The sequence below is a fragment of the Prevotella ihumii genome, assembly GCF_900155655.1.
Taxonomy (GTDB): Bacteria; Bacteroidota; Bacteroidia; order Bacteroidales; family Bacteroidaceae; genus Prevotella; species Prevotella ihumii.
The window spans coordinates 1,486,051-1,509,153 of the sequence record NZ_LT706987.1 but is presented as its reverse complement, the minus strand read 5'-3'; the positions used below and the strand labels follow the sequence as shown (position 1 = coordinate 1,509,153).

Annotated in this window: 20 protein-coding genes; 17 read left to right on the top strand and 3 right to left on the bottom strand. The window is 42.8% G+C overall.

What is annotated here, in order from left to right; translation table 11 throughout:
* The first annotated feature begins 633 nt into the window (after nt 1-633).
* From CZ367_RS15855 to tnpC (CZ367_RS06940), 9 genes are all read left to right on the top strand, one after another.
* Nucleotides 634-795 (top strand): hypothetical protein, encoded by a 162-nt coding sequence (locus CZ367_RS15855; RefSeq protein ID WP_202613117.1) that lies wholly within the window; start codon nt 634-636, stop codon nt 793-795.
* Entirely contained in the window at nt 785-1,561 is a 777-nt protein-coding gene (locus tag CZ367_RS06975) for a threonine/serine exporter family protein (protein WP_237581579.1), read from the top strand. The genes CZ367_RS15855 and CZ367_RS06975 overlap by 11 nt, the downstream gene beginning before the upstream one ends.
* Before the next feature lie 8 nt (nt 1,562-1,569).
* Nucleotides 1,570-2,061, top strand: coding sequence for a threonine/serine exporter family protein (locus CZ367_RS06970; protein ID WP_077196204.1), 492 nt, complete (start codon nt 1,570-1,572; stop codon nt 2,059-2,061).
* 8 nt (nt 2,062-2,069) lie between these two features.
* The gene (locus tag CZ367_RS06965) at nt 2,070-2,978 is read left to right on the top strand and encodes a LysR substrate-binding domain-containing protein (protein WP_077196203.1); all 909 of its coding nucleotides are present in this window, start codon (nt 2,070-2,072) and stop codon (nt 2,976-2,978) included.
* 209 nt (nt 2,979-3,187) lie between these two features.
* Complete coding sequence (locus CZ367_RS06960; RefSeq protein WP_237581779.1) at nt 3,188-4,327, top strand: BPL-N domain-containing protein; 1,140 nt, start codon at nt 3,188-3,190, stop codon at nt 4,325-4,327.
* A 125-nt stretch (nt 4,328-4,452) separates the two neighbouring features.
* The gene (locus CZ367_RS06955) at nt 4,453-5,568 is read left to right on the top strand and encodes an acyltransferase family protein (RefSeq protein ID WP_084793490.1); all 1,116 of its coding nucleotides are present in this window, start codon (nt 4,453-4,455) and stop codon (nt 5,566-5,568) included.
* Nucleotides 5,569-6,066: 498 nt separating this feature from the next.
* Nucleotides 6,067-6,366 carry an IS66 family insertion sequence element accessory protein TnpB gene (gene tnpB / locus CZ367_RS06950; RefSeq protein WP_077196200.1) on the top strand — a complete coding sequence of 100 codons (300 nt, stop codon included), beginning with the start codon at nt 6,067-6,069 and terminating at the stop codon, nt 6,364-6,366.
* An 8-nt stretch (nt 6,367-6,374) separates the two neighbouring features.
* Nucleotides 6,375-7,562: an IS66 family transposase gene (tnpC, locus tag CZ367_RS06945; protein WP_077196199.1), complete on the top strand. Its 1,188-nt coding sequence runs from the start codon at nt 6,375-6,377 to the stop codon at nt 7,560-7,562.
* Nucleotides 7,563-7,713: 151 nt separating this feature from the next.
* Complete coding sequence (gene tnpC / locus CZ367_RS06940; protein ID WP_237581577.1) at nt 7,714-9,330, top strand: IS66 family transposase; 1,617 nt, start codon at nt 7,714-7,716, stop codon at nt 9,328-9,330.
* Between the two features lie 228 nt (nt 9,331-9,558).
* Here tnpC (CZ367_RS06940) and CZ367_RS06935 read toward each other — a convergent pair whose 3' ends face one another.
* Nucleotides 9,559-11,577 (bottom strand): alpha-amylase family glycosyl hydrolase, encoded by a 2,019-nt coding sequence (locus CZ367_RS06935; protein ID WP_077196197.1) that lies wholly within the window; start codon nt 11,575-11,577, stop codon nt 9,559-9,561.
* Between the two features lie 424 nt (nt 11,578-12,001).
* On the opposite strand from CZ367_RS06935, the gene CZ367_RS06930 reads away from it, so the two are divergent.
* From CZ367_RS06930 to CZ367_RS06895, 8 genes are all read left to right on the top strand, one after another.
* Nucleotides 12,002-14,047, top strand: a complete 2,046-nt coding sequence (locus CZ367_RS06930) for a T9SS type A sorting domain-containing protein (RefSeq protein WP_077196196.1) — start codon at nt 12,002-12,004, stop codon at nt 14,045-14,047.
* A 442-nt stretch (nt 14,048-14,489) separates the two neighbouring features.
* Nucleotides 14,490-15,182, top strand: a complete 693-nt coding sequence (gene tsaB, locus CZ367_RS06925) for a tRNA (adenosine(37)-N6)-threonylcarbamoyltransferase complex dimerization subunit type 1 TsaB (protein ID WP_077196195.1) — start codon at nt 14,490-14,492, stop codon at nt 15,180-15,182.
* A gap of 63 nt (nt 15,183-15,245) precedes the next feature.
* A complete protein-coding gene (locus CZ367_RS06920; RefSeq protein WP_077196194.1) occupies nt 15,246-15,848 on the top strand; it encodes a DUF4290 domain-containing protein in 603 nt (200 codons plus the stop codon).
* A 4-nt stretch (nt 15,849-15,852) separates the two neighbouring features.
* Nucleotides 15,853-17,166 (top strand): UDP-N-acetylglucosamine 1-carboxyvinyltransferase, encoded by a 1,314-nt coding sequence (gene murA, locus CZ367_RS06915; protein ID WP_077196193.1) that lies wholly within the window; start codon nt 15,853-15,855, stop codon nt 17,164-17,166.
* A gap of 116 nt (nt 17,167-17,282) precedes the next feature.
* Nucleotides 17,283-17,804, top strand: coding sequence for a ribosome maturation factor RimM (gene rimM / locus CZ367_RS06910; RefSeq protein ID WP_077196192.1), 522 nt, complete (start codon nt 17,283-17,285; stop codon nt 17,802-17,804).
* A 97-nt stretch (nt 17,805-17,901) separates the two neighbouring features.
* Nucleotides 17,902-19,065, top strand: a complete 1,164-nt coding sequence (locus CZ367_RS06905; protein ID WP_077196191.1) for a 1-deoxy-D-xylulose-5-phosphate reductoisomerase — start codon at nt 17,902-17,904, stop codon at nt 19,063-19,065.
* A 20-nt stretch (nt 19,066-19,085) separates the two neighbouring features.
* Nucleotides 19,086-20,486 carry an RIP metalloprotease RseP gene (rseP, locus tag CZ367_RS06900; protein ID WP_077196190.1) on the top strand — a complete coding sequence of 467 codons (1,401 nt, stop codon included), beginning with the start codon at nt 19,086-19,088 and terminating at the stop codon, nt 20,484-20,486.
* A gap of 81 nt (nt 20,487-20,567) precedes the next feature.
* Nucleotides 20,568-21,401, top strand: coding sequence for a LicD family protein (locus CZ367_RS06895; RefSeq protein ID WP_077196189.1), 834 nt, complete (start codon nt 20,568-20,570; stop codon nt 21,399-21,401).
* Here CZ367_RS06895 and CZ367_RS06890 read toward each other — a convergent pair.
* Both CZ367_RS06890 and CZ367_RS06885 read right to left on the bottom strand, forming a co-directional pair.
* A complete protein-coding gene (locus tag CZ367_RS06890) occupies nt 21,374-21,559 on the bottom strand; it encodes a hypothetical protein (protein WP_077196188.1) in 186 nt (61 codons plus the stop codon). The two genes, CZ367_RS06895 and CZ367_RS06890, sit on opposite strands and share 28 nt — an antisense overlap.
* The gene (locus CZ367_RS06885; RefSeq protein ID WP_077197388.1) at nt 21,526-22,968 is read right to left on the bottom strand and encodes a lipopolysaccharide biosynthesis protein; all 1,443 of its coding nucleotides are present in this window, start codon (nt 22,966-22,968) and stop codon (nt 21,526-21,528) included. Before CZ367_RS06885 ends, CZ367_RS06890 begins: the two co-directional genes overlap by 34 nt.
* Nucleotides 22,969-23,103: the final 135 nt, after the last annotated feature.

Below are 23,103 nucleotides of genomic sequence, written 5' to 3'. Positions count from 1 at the left end.
TTTAAAACCACGATATATAATCCTTATAATCAACAGGTTATAAACCACCTTTTAAAACATTATAATTGACTTACGAATGTTCTATTTTTCTGAAACGGAGAAATCAGGTTGCTATCTTTCTTATCAATAGCCAATGAGGTTTAACCCTTATTTTTCTAAATTTAATTCATCGCATATCGGTTTTATCTATAGGTGCTATCTGTCAATTCTAAACTTTTTTATAAAAAGTAATGGTTTAGTTTACCTTTTGCAATTACAGGTATCTATAAAACCGAATACCAAGGCTTGATATGTGTCATTTTGATTGATTTGCATTATTCTTTATGCGTTATGAGGGTAGAAAAGTGGACTAAACTCAGCAAAAGTTATAAGCGAATATCTTGTTTTTAGTCCATTCTGTCTATCCGTTTTTACATTTAGACAACTATCCATTTTCCATTTTTGAATTCGTAGTACAAAATGTTAGGGCTATCGGAAACCATAAACCGAAACCCTTGTTTCAATTAATTTATCCCAATAGTGGGTATCGAAACAACCCTATAACAATCTTAGTTTTGGCGTACGAATAGCCCTAACTTTGCAAGCGTAAAACAAAACAAGACATAAACGTATAACATATAAAATATAAGAATTATGGACAATCAAGTTGCAATGTGGAGTTTAGTAATGATGGTGATGGTAGCAATGTTCATTATCCGTTCTGCTGTAAACGCACGACGTGGACACGGCAACCATAAACTTTTCGAAATGGGCGACGAGTTCAGTATGTATGACCTCGGAGAAGATGAACTCTAAACCAATGTCTATCAATCCAAAAGAGGCAGCAGTTTTTCTTGTTGACTACGCAGCGTGGCTCTACGGCTGTGGAGCTACTTGCTCGCGTATCACCAAAAATGTAGACCGCATAGCCCAAGTGTGGGGATTGAAGTTTGAGATGAATATTCTTCCTGGCAGTATTCAGTTCACTACCGAAGTGGACGACTGCTCGCAAGTGTTTATCAAAAAGACTCCCGCAACGGGTATTAGCTTCTATAAGAATACACAGTTGAGCAAGTTGAGTTGGGGAATTGCCGATGGGAAGATGAGTTTGAACGATGCCAAGGAGGCTTTTCGGAAAATTATCACTGCCCCCTTTACCAACAAATGGGTGGTATTGGTATTGGCATCATTGGCAAACTTAGGCTTCTGCCGCATCTTCGGGGGTGATGCCATCGCTATGGGCATTGTCTTTATAGCCACCTTAGCAGGGTTCCGACTAAAACAAATCTTGATAGAAGAACATATGGATCACAAGTTAGTATTCCTCATTTGTGCTTTCTTCTCATCAGTAATCGCCACTTCTGGGTACATCTTTCATCTTGGCGACAAGCCCGAAGTTGCCCTCGGTACGTGCGTACTCTACCTTATCCCTGGTATTCCCTATATCAATAGCATCAGCGACTTGCTCGTAGGCGAATATCTTGTAGCTTTCAGTCGGTTTATGAATGCGCTTTTGCTCACCTTCTGCTTGTCAGTAGGCTTAGCTTGCGGTATTCTCCTGATGAACTTACAGTTATTTTAAACACTTTTATGACATATCTTTTATTAGTTTTGGAAGACGCATTCTATGCGGCTTTGGCAGGCATTGGTTTCGCAAGCATTAGCAATCCACCTAAGAATGCTTACAAGTATTGCGCATTCATCTCTGCCGTTGGACACGCTGTACGCTACGTGTTTATGCACAACAACTACCACGAGTTTGGACTCATATTTTCAAGTTTTGTTGCGGCTTTGGCTATAGGTTTTGTTTCAGTGGGTATGGCTTCTAAGGCCAAATGTCCACCCGAAACCTTCTCCTTTCCATCGCTACTGCCTATGATACCAGGTATGTATGCGTATCGCACCGTAGAAGGACTTGTGATGTGTTTATTCACAGAAGACGAACAATTATTCAATCATTATTTGTATCTTTGTACTTCTAACGGGCTGACGTGTGCTTTCGATATTCTTGGAATGGTTTTGGGCACGATTGTTCCGATATTTATTTTAAACAAAATCTCATTTCGAGTAACTCGTAGTTAGCATAATTTATGGAATTAAGACAAATAAGATATTTCTTGAAAGTAGCAGAGCTGCTCAACTTCTCTGAAGCCTCAAAGGCGTTATTCATCTCGCAAAGCACTCTTTCGCAGCAGATAAGACAGCTTGAAAACGAGTTTGACACCATACTATTTGAAAGAAATAGCCACGAAGTATCACTAACCGAGGCAGGTGAAAAACTAATTAGCTACGCACAAAAGATAGTAATTGATGCCGATGCGTGTCAACAAAAGATGGACGATTTGAAGGACGTTCTCACAGGCGAACTTAACATTGGCGTTACCTTTACATTCAGTCCGTTGCTCACCGAAACCGTATTAGAGTTTATAAAGCTCTATCCTAACGTGCGCCTCAACATCTATTACAAAACGATGGAAGAGCTTATGGAGATGTTGCTCAATCGTGAAGTAGACTTTGTGTTGGCTTTCAAACCTACACGAAAGTATGAGCGCATTGATAGTCACGTACTCTTTAGCAACCATTTGAGCGCAGTAATGAGTAGCGAACACCCATTGGCAAAAAAGAAAACAGTATCGATAGACGAGTTGGCGCAATACGACCTCGCTATGCCCGCTCGTGGTTTGCAAGCTCGCAACTCGTTTGAAGACCAAGTAACATCAGCGAGCAACAACTTTAAAATACGCCTTGAGCTAAACGATGTTAGCATCTTGCTGAAACTGATACGACATAGCAAAATGATAACTGTGCTTGCCGAAGCCAGTATCCACGACGAAGAAGGCTTAGTAGGTGTACCATTAGAAACCTCGGATACAGATATGGAGGGCTGTATTCACCAGATAAAGCAAGCCTACGTAAAACATTCGGCTCGCGAATTTTATAAATTACTCAGTCAGTCAAGGGCTATAATGAAGTATTCAGCCCTTGCCAAATTATTATAATTCCCAATCCAAATCAGTAATAGATTTGTCTAAAAAGTGTAGAAATGCAGCCGAAGCGATTCGTCTGCATTTCGTTGTTCATAGCTTTGATAACACTAATGAATGAAAAAGACTTGCATATTCCACTAAAAATGATGATATTTGCAAGAACAAAGTGTGAAGTGTAAACTCAGTAAATCAAATATAAAAACCTTAAACGTATGAAGATTTTGAAAACGAATAATGTTCTACAACAAAGTATTCTTGTAGCCGTGTGTCTGCTTTGGTCAGTTGCAGCAATGGCAACAGACAAGAATGGTAAAACAAGAGTAGGTGTTTTTGACGGACACGGTGGAGCTCAAACCTGTGTTTGGGAAGCAGTAGATGCCATCAAGCTCGACCCTGATATGACAGTACGTACATTCACCACAAGCGATATAGCCAATGGTGTACTCAACGAGTTGGACGCTATTATCATTCCAGGCGGTGGTGGCTCTACCCAATATCTTAACATAGGCACAGCAAACATTAAGCGTTTGCGTGCTTTCATTGAGTCGGGCAAGGGTGCAGTTGGTATTTGTGCAGGCGCATATATGTTTTCGGACACGCCAAACTATGCTTGTATGCGTATCAATGGTGCAAAGGCTATCGACATAGAACACGACAACCGTGGGCACGGCATCGCCAAAATATCGCTTACAGATGAAGGCAGAAAGTGGTTTCCCGAACTTGCCAACCGCTCATTGTCGTATGTTTTATACTATGAAGGTCCTGTGTTTGTGAAGAGCGACAACGTGAAAATAGATTATCAAACATTGGCGATGATGGAGAGCGATGTACACGAAGAGGGCGATGCACCTGAAAATATGACCAACAATAAGCCTTTCTTCATTGCCAACGAGTTGGGCAAAGGGCGTGTATTCAGTAGCATTGCACATCCCGAAGCTACACCAGGAATGATGTGGATGATACCACGAATGGTGCGTTGGACACTACGTATGCCCATAAAAAGCTACAAAGATCGTGCAGTACGCCCCAACCTTTACAACAAGGAAATACTAATGACAAAAGCCGATTTGAAGAAAGAACGAGGCTATTACGACACCCTCTTGTATGGCAAACCTGAAGAAAAGATAACTGCTTTAGACTGGTTGCAAGCCGTTCGTTCGTGGGACGCTAAACGTTGGGTGCAAGGTTTGCTCTTCGATGATAGTCCGTTGGTTCGTATTCGTGCCGCAAAATTCATTGCCGAGACCGACTATCTCCATTATCTCACTGATGTTGAGGCAGCTTATAATGCAGAGAAAGATGCAAGAACCAAAACCGAAATAAAGCATTGGTTGGACGATTTGAAAGCCTTACTGCCATAAGACAATTGTTCGAATTGCAAACTTTAAAAAGAAAAGATACGCATTATTGCCGAAATAATGCGTATCTTTGTAGAAAATTAGACAAAAATAAGCAACAAAGCGAGTAATAAAACAACAAGAAAAAAATGAAAGAATCACTATCTGAAAGTGCGACAAAAACAGTACAACCCTTAGGGGGGGGTATTGCTAAAAAGCAGAGAAACAGCAATTTAGAGCTATTGAGAATATTTGCAATGATGGCAATTATAGCCCATCACTTTGTTGTAAACTCCACAGTTGATAAACAATACGATTACCTTAATCCTACACTAAATCATTATTTCCTCGAAATTTGGGGTATGTGGGGTAAAACCGCTATCAATAGTTTTATACTTATTTCGGGTTACTTCCTATGCAAACAAGCCCTTACTTGGCAACGCTATGTAAAATTACTTGCAGAAATTATTTTTTACAGTTTAACTATTAAAATTCTTTTTGGCATATTCAATTACGACCCACTTACCCTTAAAGGGGTTTATAGAACCTTTTCTGGAATGTTTTATTATATAAATAATGGCTTTAGTTCAAGTTTTATGGCTTTTTATGCTTTTGTACCTATTTATAATATTGTTATCAATAATATTACAAAAAGGCAATTCAGCTTCTTTATCATTGGTTTGATATTTGTAATGAGCATTGCGCAAACCTTTTTTATGGCATCAACGATGAACGAGCCTGTTTGGTACATGACACTTTATTTCTTGGCTGCTTACCTCCGTATTTATCCTAATCGATATACAGAAAGCTTAAGTCTTTCAGCAGGAGTCTTTGTTTTAAGTGTTATAACTGCCATTGCCAGTGTCTTTTGCATCATTCAATGGGGACTTTATCGTGAAGCAGCAGAAGTTGGAAAAGTGCGTTACTATTTCGTAAGCGACTCTAATAAGTTCCTCGCCCTTATTGTCGGACTTTCTGCCTTTTTAGTGGCAAAAAACGCTCGTCCGTTTGCAAGCAAATTTATCAATACCGCTTCAGCAGGCACATTTGGAGTATTGCTTATTCACGCTTCAAGCGACACTATGCGCAAATGGTTATGGCAAGACATTTGTCAGGTGCCTCAGCTATTCAAGGCAGACTTTAGCCACCTTCTTATCGAAGCTATGATAGTTCCAATTGCTGTCTTTACCATTTGTAGTTTTATAGATTATTGGCGTAGAAGATGGTTAGAAAAGCCTTTTATGCGCTGGATTAATAGTCTTTAACCCAAATCGGTCGTTAGACTTCTTCGAGATTTGCGAGCTTATTTTGAGCTATTTTTGGTTGTTTTTGAAGACGTTTAGCGAGCTAAACAACTGAAAAAACAAACGAAAAGATCCAAAATAAGGTGCAAAGACGAAGAAAAGCATAACTGCTAAACGCTTTAAAAAGCCTTGCGGGCTAATGACCGATTTGGGGTAAATTAATATCTAAAACAAGGAATTGGTCTATTTCGCAACACCTTATCATAGTGTAATGATGTGCGAAATAGACCAATTATCATTTTAAGGCAGTACTATTCTATATATTACATATAGAACAATAACAAGCGACAATTGCGAATACAATTAGCCGCTGATTATCAAAGAGATACAAAACCTAATCGTTTACATTTCCCAAAGTTCAACTTTGACCACCCAATACATATATGTTTTACCGTAAGCATCCAATATTAGCCGACTTTGTGTAACATTCTTGCTTTACTACCTTTGCCCGAAAAACTTATGTTTGTACTCAACGAAACAAATGTTTTTCGGGTTTGTTGCACTCCTGTGGATATGCGTCAGGGTATTCTTCGCCTGTCCCAATTGGTACGCAGCAATGACTTCAATCCTTCTGATGGTGTTGTCTACGTTTTCTACAATCGATCCCGTAACCGAATTAAATTGCTGCACTGGGAACGCTGTGGTTTTGTCGTGTATCACAAGCAGATGGCACAGGGTTGCCTGAGTCCTAAAATCATACGGGCGAGAACTGGATTTTATGAACTTCGCTGGGACGAATTGGTACTCTATATANTATAGAGCGACAGGTGACGGAGATATATCCAGAGGGTTATGACGCTGAGCGCATGGTCATCATCGGACATGACAGAAGTGAGCATCTGTGTCTGCGTCCCTCATCCTTTTATGTCAGGGTAGAAGATCGTGTCATCTGCCGCCTGAAGGAAGCCCGGCCAACGGATGCGAAGGTCGACATCCTGGAAGCCCCCTTGAAAAAGCAAGCGGTGGATTGTTTTGCCGACGCTTCCCTGCTCGCCGAAATCATCACCGCCAAATTCGCCTATCACCAGCCCGAGTATAGGCAATGTGAAAGATGGAAGGAACTGGGCGTGAACCTCCCCACCTCAACCGTCAACAGCTGGGTTCACGATGTCGCCGATGCACTTTATCCACTTTACAAACTTCAAGTAAGACAGATCCTGCAAAGTCCTTATCTTCAAGTTGACGAGACCAGCGTACAGGTTGCCGACCGCAAGGGAAAGACGCGCAAGGGATACCTGTGGGGCGTGCGTGACGCCATGCACTCCCAGGGTGTGTTCTTCCATTGGAAGGACGGGTTGCGGTCGGGCGCTGTGGCAGATGAACTCTTCAAGGGCTACCAGGGTGCCATACAGTCTGATGGGTATGAGGTCTACAGCAGGTTTGAGAACGTTCAGGGCATCGTGCTGTTAGGATGTATGGCACACGTGAGACGTAAGTTCGAACATCTGGCGTCTGACGATAAGAACGCCGCCCATATCATCGAAACGATAGCCACGCTTTATGAGTTGGAGGAAAACCTCAAACACAAGAAAGCACCACCCGAGGAAGTGGAGACAGAACGAAAGGCTAAAGCTTACCCTATTCTTAAGTATTTGGAGACCTATATGTTGGATGTACACAAACAGTACACCCCAGGCGAAGCTATGGAGAAGGCACTGCGTTATGCCTTCGCCGTATGGATACGCATTGGCAGATATGTGCAGGACGGACGCTTCAACATAGACAACAACCTTATGGAACAGGCCATCAGACCCATCACGCTTGGAAGAAAGAACTACCTGTTCTGTGGTAACAATGAGGGAGCGGAGAACAACGCCATCTTCTATACCTTCGTGGCGTGTTGCAGGGAAGCAGACATAGAGCCATACAAATGGATGAAGGAAGTTCTTTCAAGGCCCCTGCTCGACATGACGGAGGAGGAACTCACGAAAATGCTACCTTCAAACTTCAAATAACAGATAACCCTTATATGCTGCCAGACATATAAGGGTTATTTGTTGGTGTGAAAGTCGGCTAATATTGGGTGCTTACGTTANTGTCAGATATTTTTCGTAACTTTACATCGTATAAAGAACTGATAATGTGATGGATATGCCTTATTGCACAATGACATCTGACTACCATTCTCTCACTCGGGAAGCTGTTGTTAAACTTCTTGAGCAAAGGGATGCTGAGCTTAAGAACAAGGATACTCAACTCAAGAACAAGGAGGCAGAGCTTAAGAACAAGGATGCTGAGCTTAAGATTAAGGATGCTGAGCTGGAGCGAAAGTCCCGTCGCATTCTTGAACTTGAGCGCATGGTATTTGGCAGGCGCAGCGAGAAACACCTGCCTGAGAGTGCAAGCGGCTGGGCGGGTACGCTTTTTGACGAGCAGTGGGCCAAAGAGGGTTCCCTGGCTCAGGTGGAAGCCCTTCCCATCATCAAGGAGATAAAACAGCAGGCCGGACAACGCAGGTCATCACGCCGTGTGAGCCGTCCTTCCAGAAAGGGTAGGGCCTACGCCTCCTATGTTCCCGAGAATATAGAGCGACAGGTGACGGAGATATATCCAGAGGGTTATGACGCTGAGCGCATGGTCATCATCGGACATGACAGAAGTGAGCATCTGTGTCTGCGTCCCTCATCCTTTTATGTCAGGGTAGAAGATCGTGTCATCTGCCGCCTGAAGGAAGCCCGGTCAACGGATGCGAAGGTCGACATCCTGGAAGCCCCCTTGAAAAAGCAAGCGGTGGATTGTTTTGCCGACGCTTCCCTGCTCGCCGAAATCATCACCGCCAAGTTCGCCTATCACCAGCCCGAGTATAGGCAATGTGAAAGATGGAAGGAACTGGGCGTGAACATCCCCACCTCAACCGTCAACAGTTGGGTTCACGATGCCGCCGATGCACTTTATCCACTTTACAAACTTCAAGTAAGACAGATCCTGCAAAGTCCTTATCTTCAAGTTGACGAGACCAGCGTACAGGTTGCCGACCGCAAGGGAAAGACGCGCAAGGGATACCTGTGGGGTGTGCGTGACGCCATACACTCCCAGGGTGTGTTCTTCCATTGGAAGGACGGGTCGCGGTCGGGCGCTGTGGCAGATGAACTCTTCAAGGGCTACCAGGGTGCCATACAGTCTGATGGGTATGAGGTCTACAGCAGGTTTGAGAACGTTCAGGGCATCGTGCTGTTAGGATGTATGGCACACGTGAGACGTAAGTTCGAACATCTGGCGGCTGACGATAAAAACGCCGCCCATATCATCGAAACGATAGCCACGCTTTATGAGTTGGAGGAAAACCTCAAACACAAGAAAGCACCACCCGAGGAAGTGGAGACAGAACGAAAGACTAAAGCTTACCCCATTCTTAAGTATTTGGAGACCTATATGTTGGATGTACACAAACAGTACACCCCAGGCGAAGCTATGGAGAAGGCACTGCGTTATGCCTTCGCCGTATGGATACGCATTGGTAGGTATGTGCAGGACGGACGATTCAACATAGACAACAACCTCATGGAACAGGCCATCAGACCCATCACGCTTGGAAGAAAGAACTACCTGTTCTGTGGTAACAATGAGGGAGCGGAGAACAACGCCATCTTCTATACCTTCATGGCGTGTTGCAGGGAAGCAGGCATAGAGCCATACAAATGGATGAAGGAAGTTCTTTCAAGGCCCCTGCCAGATATGACGGAGGAGGAACTCACGAAAATGCTACCTTCAAACTTCAAATAACAAATAACCCTTATATGCTGCCAGACATATAAGGGTTATTTGTTGGTGTGAAAGTCGGCTAATATTGGGTGCTTACGTTTTACCCCCTCAAAGTTCAACTCTGACAATGCCAAACATATATGTTTCGCAACGTCAAAGTTGATGTATTGAATATAGAACACTTATCTATACGCTTCCTTATTTGTATATAAAGAAAAATAGGACAACTTTCGCTGTCCTATTGTTTGATTACTTTATCATTATTTTCTTGCCATTATGAATGTAAATGCCTCGCTGTGTAGGCTTCATAAGGCGTTGCCCAGAGAGGGTGTAATAATAAGGGTCGGTAGCCTTAGTTGGGACTGAGACCACAGCTTCGATACCTGCTGGAACTACGTTTACTCTATATTTTGTACCGTCCTTATCGCTCGAAATTTTGATAAACGATGTTTCTTTCACATTCTCTATATCGACAGTCTGCGACTTTTTATCACCCACATTGAATACAAAGTTTACACCATCGTTAGAATTAAGTATATCATAGGTTTGTACAAACCATTTTTTGCCTTCCGCTTCCTCGGTAGTTGTAACAGCATCGCCTGGCCATTCGCCTTTGACAGTCTTGTGTGAACCACCCCAAACCCAGAAGTTTATGGTAGGATTGGTAGCTGTCATCTGTGCTGTACTCCACGTTGCATCAGCCTCATCGGCATTTACATACACCTTAATAGTATAAGGTTGGAAATTGCTCACTTGATAGTGACGGGTTACAACGTTCTTCACAACACCATCAACTACCATTCCCACTTTCAAAACAGTTTCGCCTACGGGGATAGCAACGCTTTGTCCGTTAGCAGCTTGAGGACTATTTGTAGTAGGTTCAGCGCCATCTGTGGTGTACACCATCTTAGCATTGGCATTGTTAGAAATGAGGGTCAACACTGCTTTTTGTTCACCTTCATATGTACCACTTGGCAAACTTGCCCATACCAACTCTTTCTCATTCTTGTCTACATAATAAGCCCAATTCTTTCCACCCATCAGTTTTACCCATCGTGCAGTTGAGTTATAGGTTTTTGCAGGACCTACTACCGTAAGCATTTTACCATTGTTTCCTGTAGTTGTAAATGCGTAATAATCGGCGCCCGAACCATATTTTGTAGCTGCACTTGTGTTGGTAATACCCATCATTTTTCGAGCCAAAATCATATTTTTGATGTCAGCTTTGCACGCCATCCAGTGTTTCAAGAATATGCTTGGTGTACCCGGCATCGCCAAAATGTAAGCATTGGCAGCTAAGGTGTCTTTTCTTATAGGATCGTGCTTCGAGTTTCCGCCTCTGTCCTCTGTATCGTGATTTTCCACAAAGGTTACGGCATAACGCTTATAGTCAGTTTCCTTAGCCAATCCTTCTTGGTCTAAAGCATTCCAATTGCCATTGTTCACCGCATCACGAACCTTATAACGGATAGGAAAATCGAAGGCAGCAGAAGTAGGAACACCATTTGTCTTGGTAGCATCAATCCACGCTCTCACCTTATTTATATCGCCATCAAAATACTCTCCAACCGAAAATTCGGGTTGCACATCTGTGTTATACATCGCTGTAAACTTGCCTGCGTATCCCTTCACCATATCGTAACGGAAGCCAGCATATCCAAACTTTTCTTTCAACATCTTGAGATATGCTTTCACAGTGGTTTGCACATTGAGGCTATTATGGTCAAGGTCGCGCATTCCGTCCCAATCCTCACCGCTGTCATTATTAGCTGCCAACTGTACGCCTTGTGCAGTAGCTGCGGTCAACGCTTTACCTTTATCGTCGTTTCTTGCCACATCTGTTGAGCTCATAGCGTATGTTGTGCCATTGTAAACCTCGGTCGGGAAGTCGAACCAGTTGACGTTTGTAGCACGATGGTTGATCACCACATCGGCAATCGCACCTATTCCGTTGGCTTTAAAGGTCTGAATAAGGTTTAAGAGTTCGGTCTCTGTACCAAACGAACTGTTGTAATTGGTAAACCAATAGTAATCGTCATAGCCCATCGACTTGTCGGCACGAGCCTTTGCGCTTTGAGGTAGCCATACCAAAGAGAAATACTCTGAGAGTTCTTTAGCTTGTTGTGTAAGATTTGTCCACTTGGTGTCTTGGAACGAATCCCAGTAAAATCCTTGCAGCATAACACCATCATAGTTGGCTTTCCAACCTTGTGCCATTACTGAAAGACCTAAACACAATCCTGAAAATAATGTAAGTAATCGTTTCATATTAATATTAATAACTTGTTTTATATCAATTTATGACAAAGATAGCACATCTTTCTATAACTTAAGAACTATATATCAACCTTTTATTTGCTATTCCGCGCAAACGATTGCTCATTATTAAGACTGAAAGCGATTGGCTACCAAATATCGTATCCGTCATCTACCGTCCATCTCGAAGTATATTTTCCTATTTTTATGCTAAATTGTGAATATCTTACCACTAACTGATGAATTTTTACAAACTTAATTTGTTGAATATAAAAATAATATATACTTTTGCAAAAACTCATCGAAAAAGAAACAAACTTATTAAAAATAAGTTAGAGAGAGAACAAAAAGACGTTATATTTACAAAGAGTAACGCCAAAAAGACACAACGAAAGAAATAATATAACAAAAATTTTATTACCTACATTAGCATATTATGGACAAGTTTAACTTATTGAAGCACAGACTATTGCTTATCGTAATAGTATTGCTAAGCGCACATTTTGCGAGCGCACAAACCTCAATTCCTGACTCAGAACATCAGGCTCTTCTTGCTATTCGTACGGCTCTTAATGGAGACAAATGGTATGACTCTTGGGATGTAAATCAAACCCCTGACAAATGGAAAGGTGTAACTATTGAAAACGGACACGTTACCCTTCTTAATCTTAAAGGTAACAACCTATCAGGTGCATTACCTGCAGATATTGCTAAACTCACCGAATTAGAGATGCTCGATCTTTCATTAAATAGCATTACAAGTCTGCCTGCAGAACTTTTCAAAATGAGCAAACTTATATCCTTAGATGTAAGATCGCAAAAGAACTATGCCATAGGTGGAAGCAGTACAAAGTCGCTAATAGGGGCATTACCTAACGAAATAAGTATGTCAAACTTGGAGTATCTGCTCCTTCAAGACAATGCTTTAAGCGGTGAATTGCCCAAGGTAGTAAACTTGCCCAAGTGTGCACACATCTATTTACAAAACAACGAACTGACAGGAACTATTCCAAGTAATTGGCTCACACTGCCCAAAACACAGTTCTTACTCTTAGGTAATAATAAGTTCTCAGGTAACGTTACACTCGACTTTACAGGCTTGCCAGCCCTCATTCAGTTCTCTATTGAAAACAATACAGGCCTAACAGGAACATTCCCTAAAGGTATAGAAAACTGTCCAGCGCTACAACTCTTAAATCTTCAAGCTACAGGATTGAGTGGTACACTGCCAACAGAAGGTTGGGATAAGCTCGAACATTTCACCTACTTACAACTCACTCAGTGCAAGTTTAATGGCTCAATACCAGCAGAAATAGCTACGTGTAAATCGTTGCAGGAATTAAAGTTAAGCTATAACAACTTTACAGGCGAAATACCCGATTTGACGCTCTTAAAGAACCTTGCCATATTAGAACTTAGTGGCAATAAGCTTGGCGGAGAGATACCTGTGTGGCTATCAGAATTGCCAAGACTTATGAATATATCAATGGCTAATATGAACCTTAGTGGTACTATTCCTGCAGCATTGGGAAGCGAGCTCGAAGAGTTGACTTACATCGACTTCACACACAACCAACTTACGGGTTCTATCCCTGAAACCTTTAAAGCCAAGCGAAGCATGACCGACTTGCTCCTTGGTGAAAACAAACTAACAGGTAATATAGATGTAGTAAAAACGATGACAGGTCTTCGCAACCTTAAGCTGAACGACAACCAGTTGGAAGGCGAGATAGGAGATATTCTCGATCGCACTACACTCACTTACTTGAAGTCGGCACATTTGCAGAATAACAACTTTACGGGCAATGTTACAAAGAAGGTTTATAATAGGGGCAACTCGGCTTTTATAGGTTTTAAAAAGGGGGAAGTGAATATTTCGGGCAACCAATTCAACTTCAAGAGCTTTGAAAATCTTTGCGATTGCATCACACAAGGCAAAGATGCAGGCTATATGGTTTACAACGCTATGAAGCCTTATGCTGAAGATGCAGTTATCACGACCGAAGGTAGCGAGGCGATAACACTCAACGCTAACTGCCCAAGCCCTGAAAATGTAGGCGGCCGATTTGCGTCTAATCAGGTTATTGCAAACCAATACCAATGGTATGTAAACGATGCACCGATAGCAGGAGCTACAAGTGAAACATACGTTATCCCAAATACCACATCGGCACACGGAAAGGTGTACACGTGCAAGGTTAAAAACAACATTGCTCCAATGCTAACACTCACTTCGGGCAAGTTTATTATGAATGTGCCTGCAACTATCAATGAGGTAGCAAAGAGCAATGCCGAACTTACCAACAGCAACGGCGTAGTAAGCTGTAAAGGAGCTTCACACATCATCATTTATAATATTGACGGTAGTAGAGTGGCAGCAACCAATGGCGAAATGCTTGACGCAAGCACGCTCAACAAGGGGTTGTACATTGTTACCGCACAAGTTAATGGTCAAACCATATCACGTAAGGTGGTGTTCTAACACAATAGGCAAAATATAGTAACATAACAATCGCCGAAGCTCTCACTGAGTTTCGGCGATTGTCGTTTTATGTATTTCCATAGTTCACTACTTGTTCTGTTTTTCCTTTACCCATCAACAACAGATATGAAACCCATCTATTGTTTCCAAAACATATATACCTGAACTCGGGATAATCCCCCCATATTCTGTTTTAACCCTTTTCTTATATTGTTCTATTTTCCCCCTACTCTTCTGCAACCTCCTCAACTTTTGCCTATAGACCATTCTGCAAAGCAAATAAGATGGTTCTAAATAAGATAGTTTGTGTACTAAAAATAAACATAACGAGTTTTAATTGTTTTATATAAGGTGGGATAATTCAAAAATTAACATTATCTTTGCACATTAATAGTATAGGATAAAAAGGTCTGATGGATTTCGGACAATAGAAAAATAGAATATGGCTTGCATATTAAATATAGAAACAAGTACAAATGTTTGTTCGGTAGCAGTTTCAGAAAACGGAGCTTGCATCTTTGAGCAGGCAGATAGAAATGGCGGAAACCACGCCGAAAAACTCGGAACATTCGTAGACGAAGCACTCTCGTTTGCCGATAGTCACGCTATACCCGTAGACGCAGTGGCAGTAAGTAGCGGTCCAGGGTCGTACACGGGCTTGCGCATAGGTACATCTATGGCAAAGGGCATTTGCTATGGGTCGGACATTAAGCTCATTGCTGTGCCAACATTGGAGGTAATGAGTGTACCCGTGCTGCTTCATCACGAAGAGATAGAGGACGATGCGCTTATCGTTCCGATGATAGATGCTCGCCGTATGGAGGTGTATTCGCAGGTTTTCACACGTGCATTGAAAACGGTGAGAGACATTCAAGCCGACGTAGTGGACGAAAACACTTATAAAGCATACTTGAACGAACACCCTGTCTACTTCTTTGGCAATGGCGCAGAGAAGTGTATGGAGGTTATCAACCACCCCAATGCACACCTCATAAAAGGCATAGAACCATTGGCAAAGAATATGTTGCCATTGGCAGAAAAGCGTTTTGTTACCGAACAGTTTGAAGATGTGGCATACTTTGTGCCTATGTACTTAAAGGACTTTGTAGCAAAACAAGCCAAACCGCTATTGTAAGCAGGTGGTTGAGAGAGAAAGAAATAAGAACGTAGAGAATAACAGCATAAACATTTTAACCGAATGGATATTGAAGGATTAGATTATAACACCCAACGCGAAAAACTGATATTGCCAGAATATGGTCGCGAAATACAAGATATGGTAACTTACTGTGTGAACCTCCCAACAAAGGAAGAACGACAGAAGTGTGCTGAAACCATCGTTTCGATAATGGACAGAATGAACCCACAAAACCGTGAAAACGCTGACCATATTCAGAAACTATGGGATCACCTGGCATTGATGGCAGACTTTAAGTTGGATATTGACTATCCTTACGATATTTCGGATGCACTCAAGATAGCTGCAAAGCCCGAACCTATGAGTTATCCTATGGAGCGAATACCTGTGCGCCACTATGGCAAAATGATGTTCGAGCTGTTCGACCAACTTAAAACAATGGAAGATGGCGAGGAAAAGGAAGAGTTGGTGCGCTTGGTGGCTAACCAAATGAAACGTTGTTTGATGCAGTGGGGACACGGTTCGTCAGACGATGAGAAGGTGGCTTCAGACCTTGCACGCTTCACAGATGGGGTAATACAATTAGATCTATCGACCTTCAAGTTTGAAAAAATAAATCAACGTGATTTCGCCCCTGTAAAAAACAATAAAAAGAAGAGATAGATATATGGAGTCATTCATCATTGAAGGCGGTCATCGCCTTAGCGGAACAATCACTCCACAAGGAGCTAAGAACGAGGCTTTGCAAGTGATTAGTGCCACATTGCTAACCGATGAGGAAGTAAGAATAAGCAATGTGCCTAACATATTGGACGTCAACAACCTTATAAAGTTGTTGGAAGATATTGGCGTAAAGGTGAAAAAGCTTGCCGACAATGAGTATTCTTTTCAAGCAGACAAGGTAAATCTCGGCTTCTTAGAGAGTGCCGAATTTGTAAAGAAGTGTTCTTCGCTCCGTGGTAGTGTACTCTTGTTAGGTCCATTGCTGGGTCGCTTTGGCAAAGCAGCTATCTCTAAGCCTGGTGGAGACAAGATAGGTCGTCGTCGAATGGACACCCATTTCCTTGGCTTTAAGAACCTTGGGGCGCAGTTCGTTCGCAATATTGATAACAATATATATGAAATCAAGGCTGAAAAGCTCGTTGGAACTTATATGTTATTGGACGAAGCATCAGTAACGGGTACAGCCAACATCGTTATGGCAGCAGCACTTGCTGAGGGAACGACTACCATCTATAATGCAGCTTGTGAACCTTACGTGCAGCAACTTTGCCATTTGCTCAACCAAATGGGAGCTAACATCACTGGAATTGGCAGCAACTTGCTTACCATAGAGGGTGTAACAGCCCTTCACGGCGCAACGCACAAAATTCTTCCTGATATGATTGAGGTGGGATCGTTCATCGGTGTGGCTGCAATGATTGGTGATGGTATTCGTATAAAAGACGTAGCTATAAAGCATTTGGGCATCATTCCCGACACGTTCCGCCGTCTTGGCGTTCAGATATTTGAAGAGGGAGACGATTTAGTTATCCCTCGTCAAGACCATTATGTCATCGATTCGTTCATCGATGGCACGATAATGACCATTGCCGATGCACCTTGGCCGGGCGTAACTCCCGACCTTATCTCGGTATTGCTCGTTGTAGCAACCCAAGCACAAGGCAGTGTGTTGTTCCATCAAAAGATGTTTGAGAGCCGTCTCTTCTTCGTTGACAAACTCATTGATATGGGTGCGCAAATCATACTTTGTGATCCGCATCGTGCCGTTGTAATCGGACACGACAATAACAAGACCTTACGTGGCGGACGGATGTCGAGTCCAGACATCAGAGCTGGTATTGCGTTGCTCATTGCTGCCCTCACAGCTACAGGAACAAGTCGTATTGACAACATCACACAGATAGACCGTGGCTATGAGAACATAGAAGGTCGTCTGAATGCTTTGGGTGCAAAGATACAACGTGTAGAGATTTGTTAGACACAAGTAGAGGTTTGTTTAAATAAAAGTAGAGGTTCGACAAGTAAGAGCCTATCTTAAACTCAATATCAAACAGATATTTGGTAAGCAAAACACCCAAACTTCCTTCCCAAAAGATGATAAAAAGAGAAAGCGTATATAAAATAGGCGTAATCGGAAAGCCCCACGGCGTGCGAGGAGAGTTGCAGTTTCGCTTTACAGACGATGTGTTCGACCGCTGTGAAGCTGAATATTTGGTACTCGACATGGAAGGTATTCTCGTTCCATTCTTTATGGAAGAGTATCGTTTCCGCAGCGATGAAGTGGCATTGATGAAGTTTTGCGACATAGACACCGAAGAGCGAGCTCGCGAACTTACAGGTACAGAGGTTTATTTCCCACGTGCTATGGCAGAAGAGAGCAGCGATGACCTTTCTTGGGCGCAAATCATAGGTTTCTCATTGATAGATAGCACATCGGGAAAAGTGGTGGGAGAGATTACTTCCGTAGACGAAACAACCATCAATCTACTCTTTGAAGTAAAGACAGAAAGCGATGTTGAACTGCTCATTCCTGCAAATGAAGACCTTATAAAAAGGCTTGATGCCAAACAAAGAAGCATTGAAATAGAAATTCCCGATGGACTTTTAGACCTCTAAAAAGTAATAAACAGAAATCATTGATACAAGTTTAGTTTGCGAAAAGTAATAAAACAGAAATCGTTGACAGGGCTTTTAGACCTTTAGACATACAAATATGAAACAACAAATATGTATTCTCGGCTCTACAGGAAGCATCGGAACACAGGCTTTAGACGTAATAGAGCAACATTCCGACCTATACGAAGCATACGCACTCACGGCTAATAACCGATGGAAAGAACTTGCTGCACAGGCTCGAAAGTATCGTCCTGCAGCCGTAGTGATAGCCAATGAGGCGCATTATGCCGACCTTACAAAGGAGTTAGAGGACTTATCAGATATAAAAGTTTATGCTGGTGCTGATGCACTCAAACAGATTGTAGAAGCCGAACCCATCACAATGGTACTTACGGCTATGGTTGGCTTCTCTGGACTCGAACCCACAATCCACGCCATCAAAGCTCGTAAAAAGATTTGCTTGGCAAATAAGGAGACATTGGTCGTGGCAGGCGAGCTAATATGCCAACTCGCAATGGAATACCACGTACCTATTCTGCCCGTTGACAGCGAGCATAGTGCCATATTCCAAAGTCTTGTAGGCGAAGACGATAACGAGATTGAGAAGATACTCTTAACCTGTTCGGGCGGTCCGTTCCGTCTTTACGATGCAGAACGTCTGAAAACAGTAACGGCAGCTGATGCTTTGAAACACCCAACTTGGGATATGGGAGCCAAAATCACCATCGATTCGGCTTCATTGATGAACAAAGGCTTTGAAGTGATTGAGGCTAAATGGCTCTTTGGTGTACCTGCCGAAAAGATACAAGTACTCATTCACCCACAATCCATTGTCCATAGCGCAGTACAGTTTGTTGATGGCGGAGTAAAAGCCCAGTTAGGCGTACCCGATATGCGTCTCCCAATTCAGTACGCTTTCTCTTTCCCTAAGCGACTATCGTTAGGTGGCGACCGATTGGATATGTTTCGTCAGCCATTAGAGTTCTTTGAGCCCGACACAAACAAATTCAAGTGTCTTGCAATGGCATATTCTGCAATTGAAAAAGGCGGAAATATGCCTTGTATCCTCAACGCAGCCAACGAAATTGTCAACGAAGGCTTCCGCAAAGGTCAATGTTCGTTCCTTGAAATGGGAGAAATCATAGACAAAACAATGCAATCTGTGGCGTTCGATGGCAATCCCAACCTTGACGTCTATCTACAAACAGACGCAGAAGCACGAAGAGTTGCAAGCGAATTGATGAAAAAACAGTTACAATAAATAAGATTAGATAATATTAGATGGAAACATTTTTAATCAGATTGCTCCAATTTATTTTAGCAATCTCCCTATTGGTTCTTCTTCACGAAGGAGGCCATATGTTCTTCGCAAAGCTCTTTGGTGTAAGAGTAGAGAAGTTTTTTGTATTCTTCGATATGGCTATCGGCAAATGGAATGGTATGTTGTTCAAGTGGAAACCCAAGAATGACGACACCACATACGGCATCGGGTGGCTTCCGTTAGGAGGTTATTGCAAGATTTCGGGTATGATAGACGAAAGTTTTGATACCGAACAGATGGCAAAAGACCCAGAACCGTGGGAATTTCGTGTAAAGCCTGCGTGGCAAAGACTATTGATTATGGTTGGTGGTGTGATGGTCAACTTCGTGTTAGCCCTCTTTATCTATTCCATGATTATGTTTACGTGGGGCGAAAGCTACTTTAAGGTGTCTGATATGTCGATGGGTATGCAGTTCAACGAGCAAGCTAAGGCTATGGGCTTTCAAGACAAGGACGTTATGCTTGGTACAGACAAAGGCGCATTCCGTGAATATGCCAATGTAAACGGCGACTTCTTCCGTCAGATAGCTCAGTCTAAATACGTTGATGTATTGCGCAATGGCAAGAAAATACGTATCTCTATGCCTGGCGATATGGATATGCTTTCGATGATAAAAGACCGTCCACTCTTTGCCGAACCTTATATCCCAGCTCGCATTGACAGCGTTATGAACGATACTCCTGCAATGAAGGCTGGCATAAAGGCAGGCGATGAGCTAAAGTCTATCAATGGTAAAAAGGTAGAAACTTGGGCAGACTTCAACTTCCAAATGGGTGTTTTGAGCGACATTGCTGCAGTGAAGAACACCCACAAAGATTCTTTGGCACTCCGCAACATCGTACTTACCGTGCAGCGCAATGGTACAAACCAGATAGACACACTGAAATTGCAGCTCAACCCTGAACTCAAGATGGGTGTAGCTCAAAGTTCTTTGCTCTCTTATTACAAGCCAACACAGGAAAGCTATTCATTCTTAGCAAGTTTCCCTGCAGGTGTGAAGTATGGCGTAAACGTACTTCGTGGCTATGTAGGCAACTTTAAGTATCTTGCATCAGCAGATGGCGCAAAGAGTTTAGGCGGTTTTGGTTCTATTGGCAAGATGTTCCCTCCTTATTGGGATTGGTATGTGTTCTGGAATATGACAGCCTTCCTTAGCATTATCCTTGCTTTTATGAACATTCTCCCTATCCCTGCACTCGATGGCGGACACGTTATGTTCCTTCTTTACGAGATGATAACACGCCGCAAACCATCAGAGAAGTTTATGATACGTGCAGAATATGTAGGCATCACCATCCTCATTTTGTTGATGATAGTTGCCAATCTGAACGACGTATTGCGCTTCTTCCACATTATATAATACAACCCTCAAAAAATGGGAGCTTAAAAAGACACACGGTGCTTTTTAAGTTCCCGTTTTGCTTATACATACCTTACAAAGATGATAGAAACTTTCAACACAGGCGAAACACAAGCGAGTTTGCGACAAGCATACAATCCCGATGGCTCTACCCTACGCCGTGCGCAACTGCGAATGTTAGAAATGCTCGACTACTTGGTAGATGCTGCCCAACAAGCAGGGGTAAACTGGCGACTTGACGGTGGTAATGTGTTGGGAGCTTTACGACACGGAGGTTTTATTCCGTGGGACGATGATGTGGACATCGTTGTAAGTAGAAAAGATTATAAGCTACTTTGCAATTATCTCAAAGCTCATCCCCACCCTCAATTTGTGCTGCAAGACCACGACACCGACCACGGATATTACAAGTCGTGGGCGGCTTTGCGCGATACTAAAAGCGAACACGTGAGCATAGAGCCCGAAGGGGCAAAGGACAGAATGGCCTTAGAAGCAATGAAATATCGTGGACTTCACATTGATATTTTCCCATACGAAGACCATATACTCCCCTCTCTACAACGTTTAGCGGGTAAGTTGGCGTGCGTTGTAAACTTCAATCTTGGCGGTCGACACCCTCGCCTTGCCTCCTTAGGCTATCACGTTTTAGAAGGTTGTATCTTCCCCTTATTCCGCCTTTGCGGACATCTATTTGGCAAAAAAGGAGAGTTTATGCACACCTATGGTGCGTGGTTTTACGAGCGTTTCCCCGAAGATGTGGTACGCCCTTATCGCCCTATTGTGTTTGAAGGCAAGGCATATAACGGTCCTGCACAGCCCGAAGCGTTCTGTCGCATCATCTATGGCAACTTTATGGGGCTGCCTCCAAAGGATAAGCGCAATCGCCATCAAGTGGAAACAAGGATTTGGGAGTAAGGTATTATTGCCTTATCAGACCTGTCCGACTCGTCCGACCCGTCAGACCAGTCCGACCAGTCCGACCAGTCCGACCCGTCTGACAAGTCCGACCCGTCCGACCCGTCCGACAAAGCCTGACAGCCTACCCTCTTTTCTTCTTTACAAATCGCAAACACTCTTCCAACATCTTTGCCCCTAAAACTTTCATCAACACAAAATAAAGCACAGCAGCAAAAACTATGCGCACCAATAGCAATACATAGAGGTTTTGAATAAAGAGGGTTGAGCAATAAACCGCCAACATTACCGCTGCCGATGCACCCATATAAGGCAAAATGTCCATCAAAACGTGATGCAATTTCACCCCAATCTCACGATGCGCAAAGTACTGCCACACCAAAAGCCAAAGAATGGTAATAAGGGTGTAAACATAAACCATAAATATCATTCCGTGCGTGTGACAAACCACCACAAGCAATATTTGTGCAACGATGAGGCTCACCGTACACCAAAGATAAATATTAGATTTCCCACGACTGATAATCAAGTTTTGATACAGCGTATAGAAGGGTAAAAACGCACCACTAATACACAATACACGCAACATTTCGATACTATCGTTCCACTTTTCGGAGATAGTAACGACAATAAATTCGTGCGAAACCATCGCCAAACCAAACATAGCTGGAAAAGCCAAAAAGGCTGTGAAACGCAACATTTTGCGGAAAGCCTGTACCTGTCTGTCTTGTTCGCTTTTCAGTTCCACTAAGATAGGTTGCGCCACCTGCCCTATCGTTCCCGAAACCAACATACTCGCCATATTGTCCCACTTCAGTGCCTGCGTGAAATTGCCCACAGCATTGGCAGAATACAAGCGTCCAAAAATAAGGGTCAATACATTTTGGCTCACGGTATTCACTATCGAGGTGATAAGAATTTTATAACTGAAGCCGAACATCTGCCTTACAGGCGTGAAATCTATCTTTAGCGAGGGGCGCCAAGGAATGATAAAGAAACGCCCAAGACTTACTAATGTAATGTAAGTAATCTGTTGCCATGCCAAACTCCAATAGCCATAACCATTCAGTGCCAAAGTGATGCTCACGATGCCCGAAATAAGGAGCGAGGTAGAACGCAAAATGGTAGTCTCCTTGATAATCATATTCTTAAACATATATGCCAAAGGAGCTGTACCAATGGCAGAGAAAAGGAGCGAAACAAAGATAAAACGAGAGAGTGCAACCAGTTCAGGGTGGTTGTAGAAGTTGGCTATCAAGGGCGCACAGAAGAAAAGTACCGTGTAAGATATGCAGCTCACAATGGTGCTGAACCAAAATACCGAGTTGTAATCGTTATCAGTAGGGCGTTCCAAATTTGCCAATGCCGAGGTGAAACCACTCTCTTGCAAGGCAGTAGCAACAGCAGTAAAAACTGCTATCATTCCCACCAAACCATAATCGGCAGTGCTCAACAATCGTGCTAAAAATATGCCTATCACGATGTTCAACACCTGCATCGACCCATTGTTGAGTGCACTCCAAAACAGTCCTTTTGCAGTTTTTTCCTTTAATGTTTCTTTGCTCATATCGGTTTTGTTCATTTTTCACCTCGTGGGTTTATCGCTCGCAAAGGTACAACAATTATTTAGGAAAAGTAAACAAGCCACTCTCCTATTCTTCCTCATTTCATCTTCTAAAAATAATACATCAATCTTTGGAAA

What these genes read in the sequence shown, in the direction of transcription:
- CZ367_RS06895 (WP_077196189.1), top strand. Translation starts at nt 20,568, where the DNA reads ATGATAGAAACTTTCAACACAGGCGAAACACAAGCGAGTTTGCGACAA.
- CZ367_RS06975 (WP_237581579.1), top strand. Translation starts at nt 785, where the DNA reads ATGAACTCTAAACCAATGTCTATCAATCCAAAAGAGGCAGCAGTTTTT.
- CZ367_RS06970 (WP_077196204.1), top strand. Translation starts at nt 1,570, where the DNA reads ATGACATATCTTTTATTAGTTTTGGAAGACGCATTCTATGCGGCTTTG.
- CZ367_RS06955 (WP_084793490.1), top strand. Translation starts at nt 4,453, where the DNA reads ATGAAAGAATCACTATCTGAAAGTGCGACAAAAACAGTACAACCCTTA.
- CZ367_RS06935 (WP_077196197.1), bottom strand. Translation starts at nt 11,577, where the DNA reads ATGAAACGATTACTTACATTATTTTCAGGATTGTGTTTAGGTCTTTCA.
- rseP (WP_077196190.1), top strand. Translation starts at nt 19,086, where the DNA reads ATGGAAACATTTTTAATCAGATTGCTCCAATTTATTTTAGCAATCTCC.
- CZ367_RS06905 (WP_077196191.1), top strand. Translation starts at nt 17,902, where the DNA reads ATGAAACAACAAATATGTATTCTCGGCTCTACAGGAAGCATCGGAACA.
- CZ367_RS15855 (WP_202613117.1), top strand. Translation starts at nt 634, where the DNA reads ATGGACAATCAAGTTGCAATGTGGAGTTTAGTAATGATGGTGATGGTA.
- tsaB (WP_077196195.1), top strand. Translation starts at nt 14,490, where the DNA reads ATGGCTTGCATATTAAATATAGAAACAAGTACAAATGTTTGTTCGGTA.
- murA (WP_077196193.1), top strand. Translation starts at nt 15,853, where the DNA reads ATGGAGTCATTCATCATTGAAGGCGGTCATCGCCTTAGCGGAACAATC.
- tnpC (WP_237581577.1), top strand. Translation starts at nt 7,714, where the DNA reads ATGACATCTGACTACCATTCTCTCACTCGGGAAGCTGTTGTTAAACTT.
- rimM (WP_077196192.1), top strand. Translation starts at nt 17,283, where the DNA reads ATGATAAAAAGAGAAAGCGTATATAAAATAGGCGTAATCGGAAAGCCC.
- CZ367_RS06885 (WP_077197388.1), bottom strand. Translation starts at nt 22,968, where the DNA reads ATGAGCAAAGAAACATTAAAGGAAAAAACTGCAAAAGGACTGTTTTGG.
- CZ367_RS06920 (WP_077196194.1), top strand. Translation starts at nt 15,246, where the DNA reads ATGGATATTGAAGGATTAGATTATAACACCCAACGCGAAAAACTGATA.
- CZ367_RS06965 (WP_077196203.1), top strand. Translation starts at nt 2,070, where the DNA reads ATGGAATTAAGACAAATAAGATATTTCTTGAAAGTAGCAGAGCTGCTC.
- CZ367_RS06930 (WP_077196196.1), top strand. Translation starts at nt 12,002, where the DNA reads ATGGACAAGTTTAACTTATTGAAGCACAGACTATTGCTTATCGTAATA.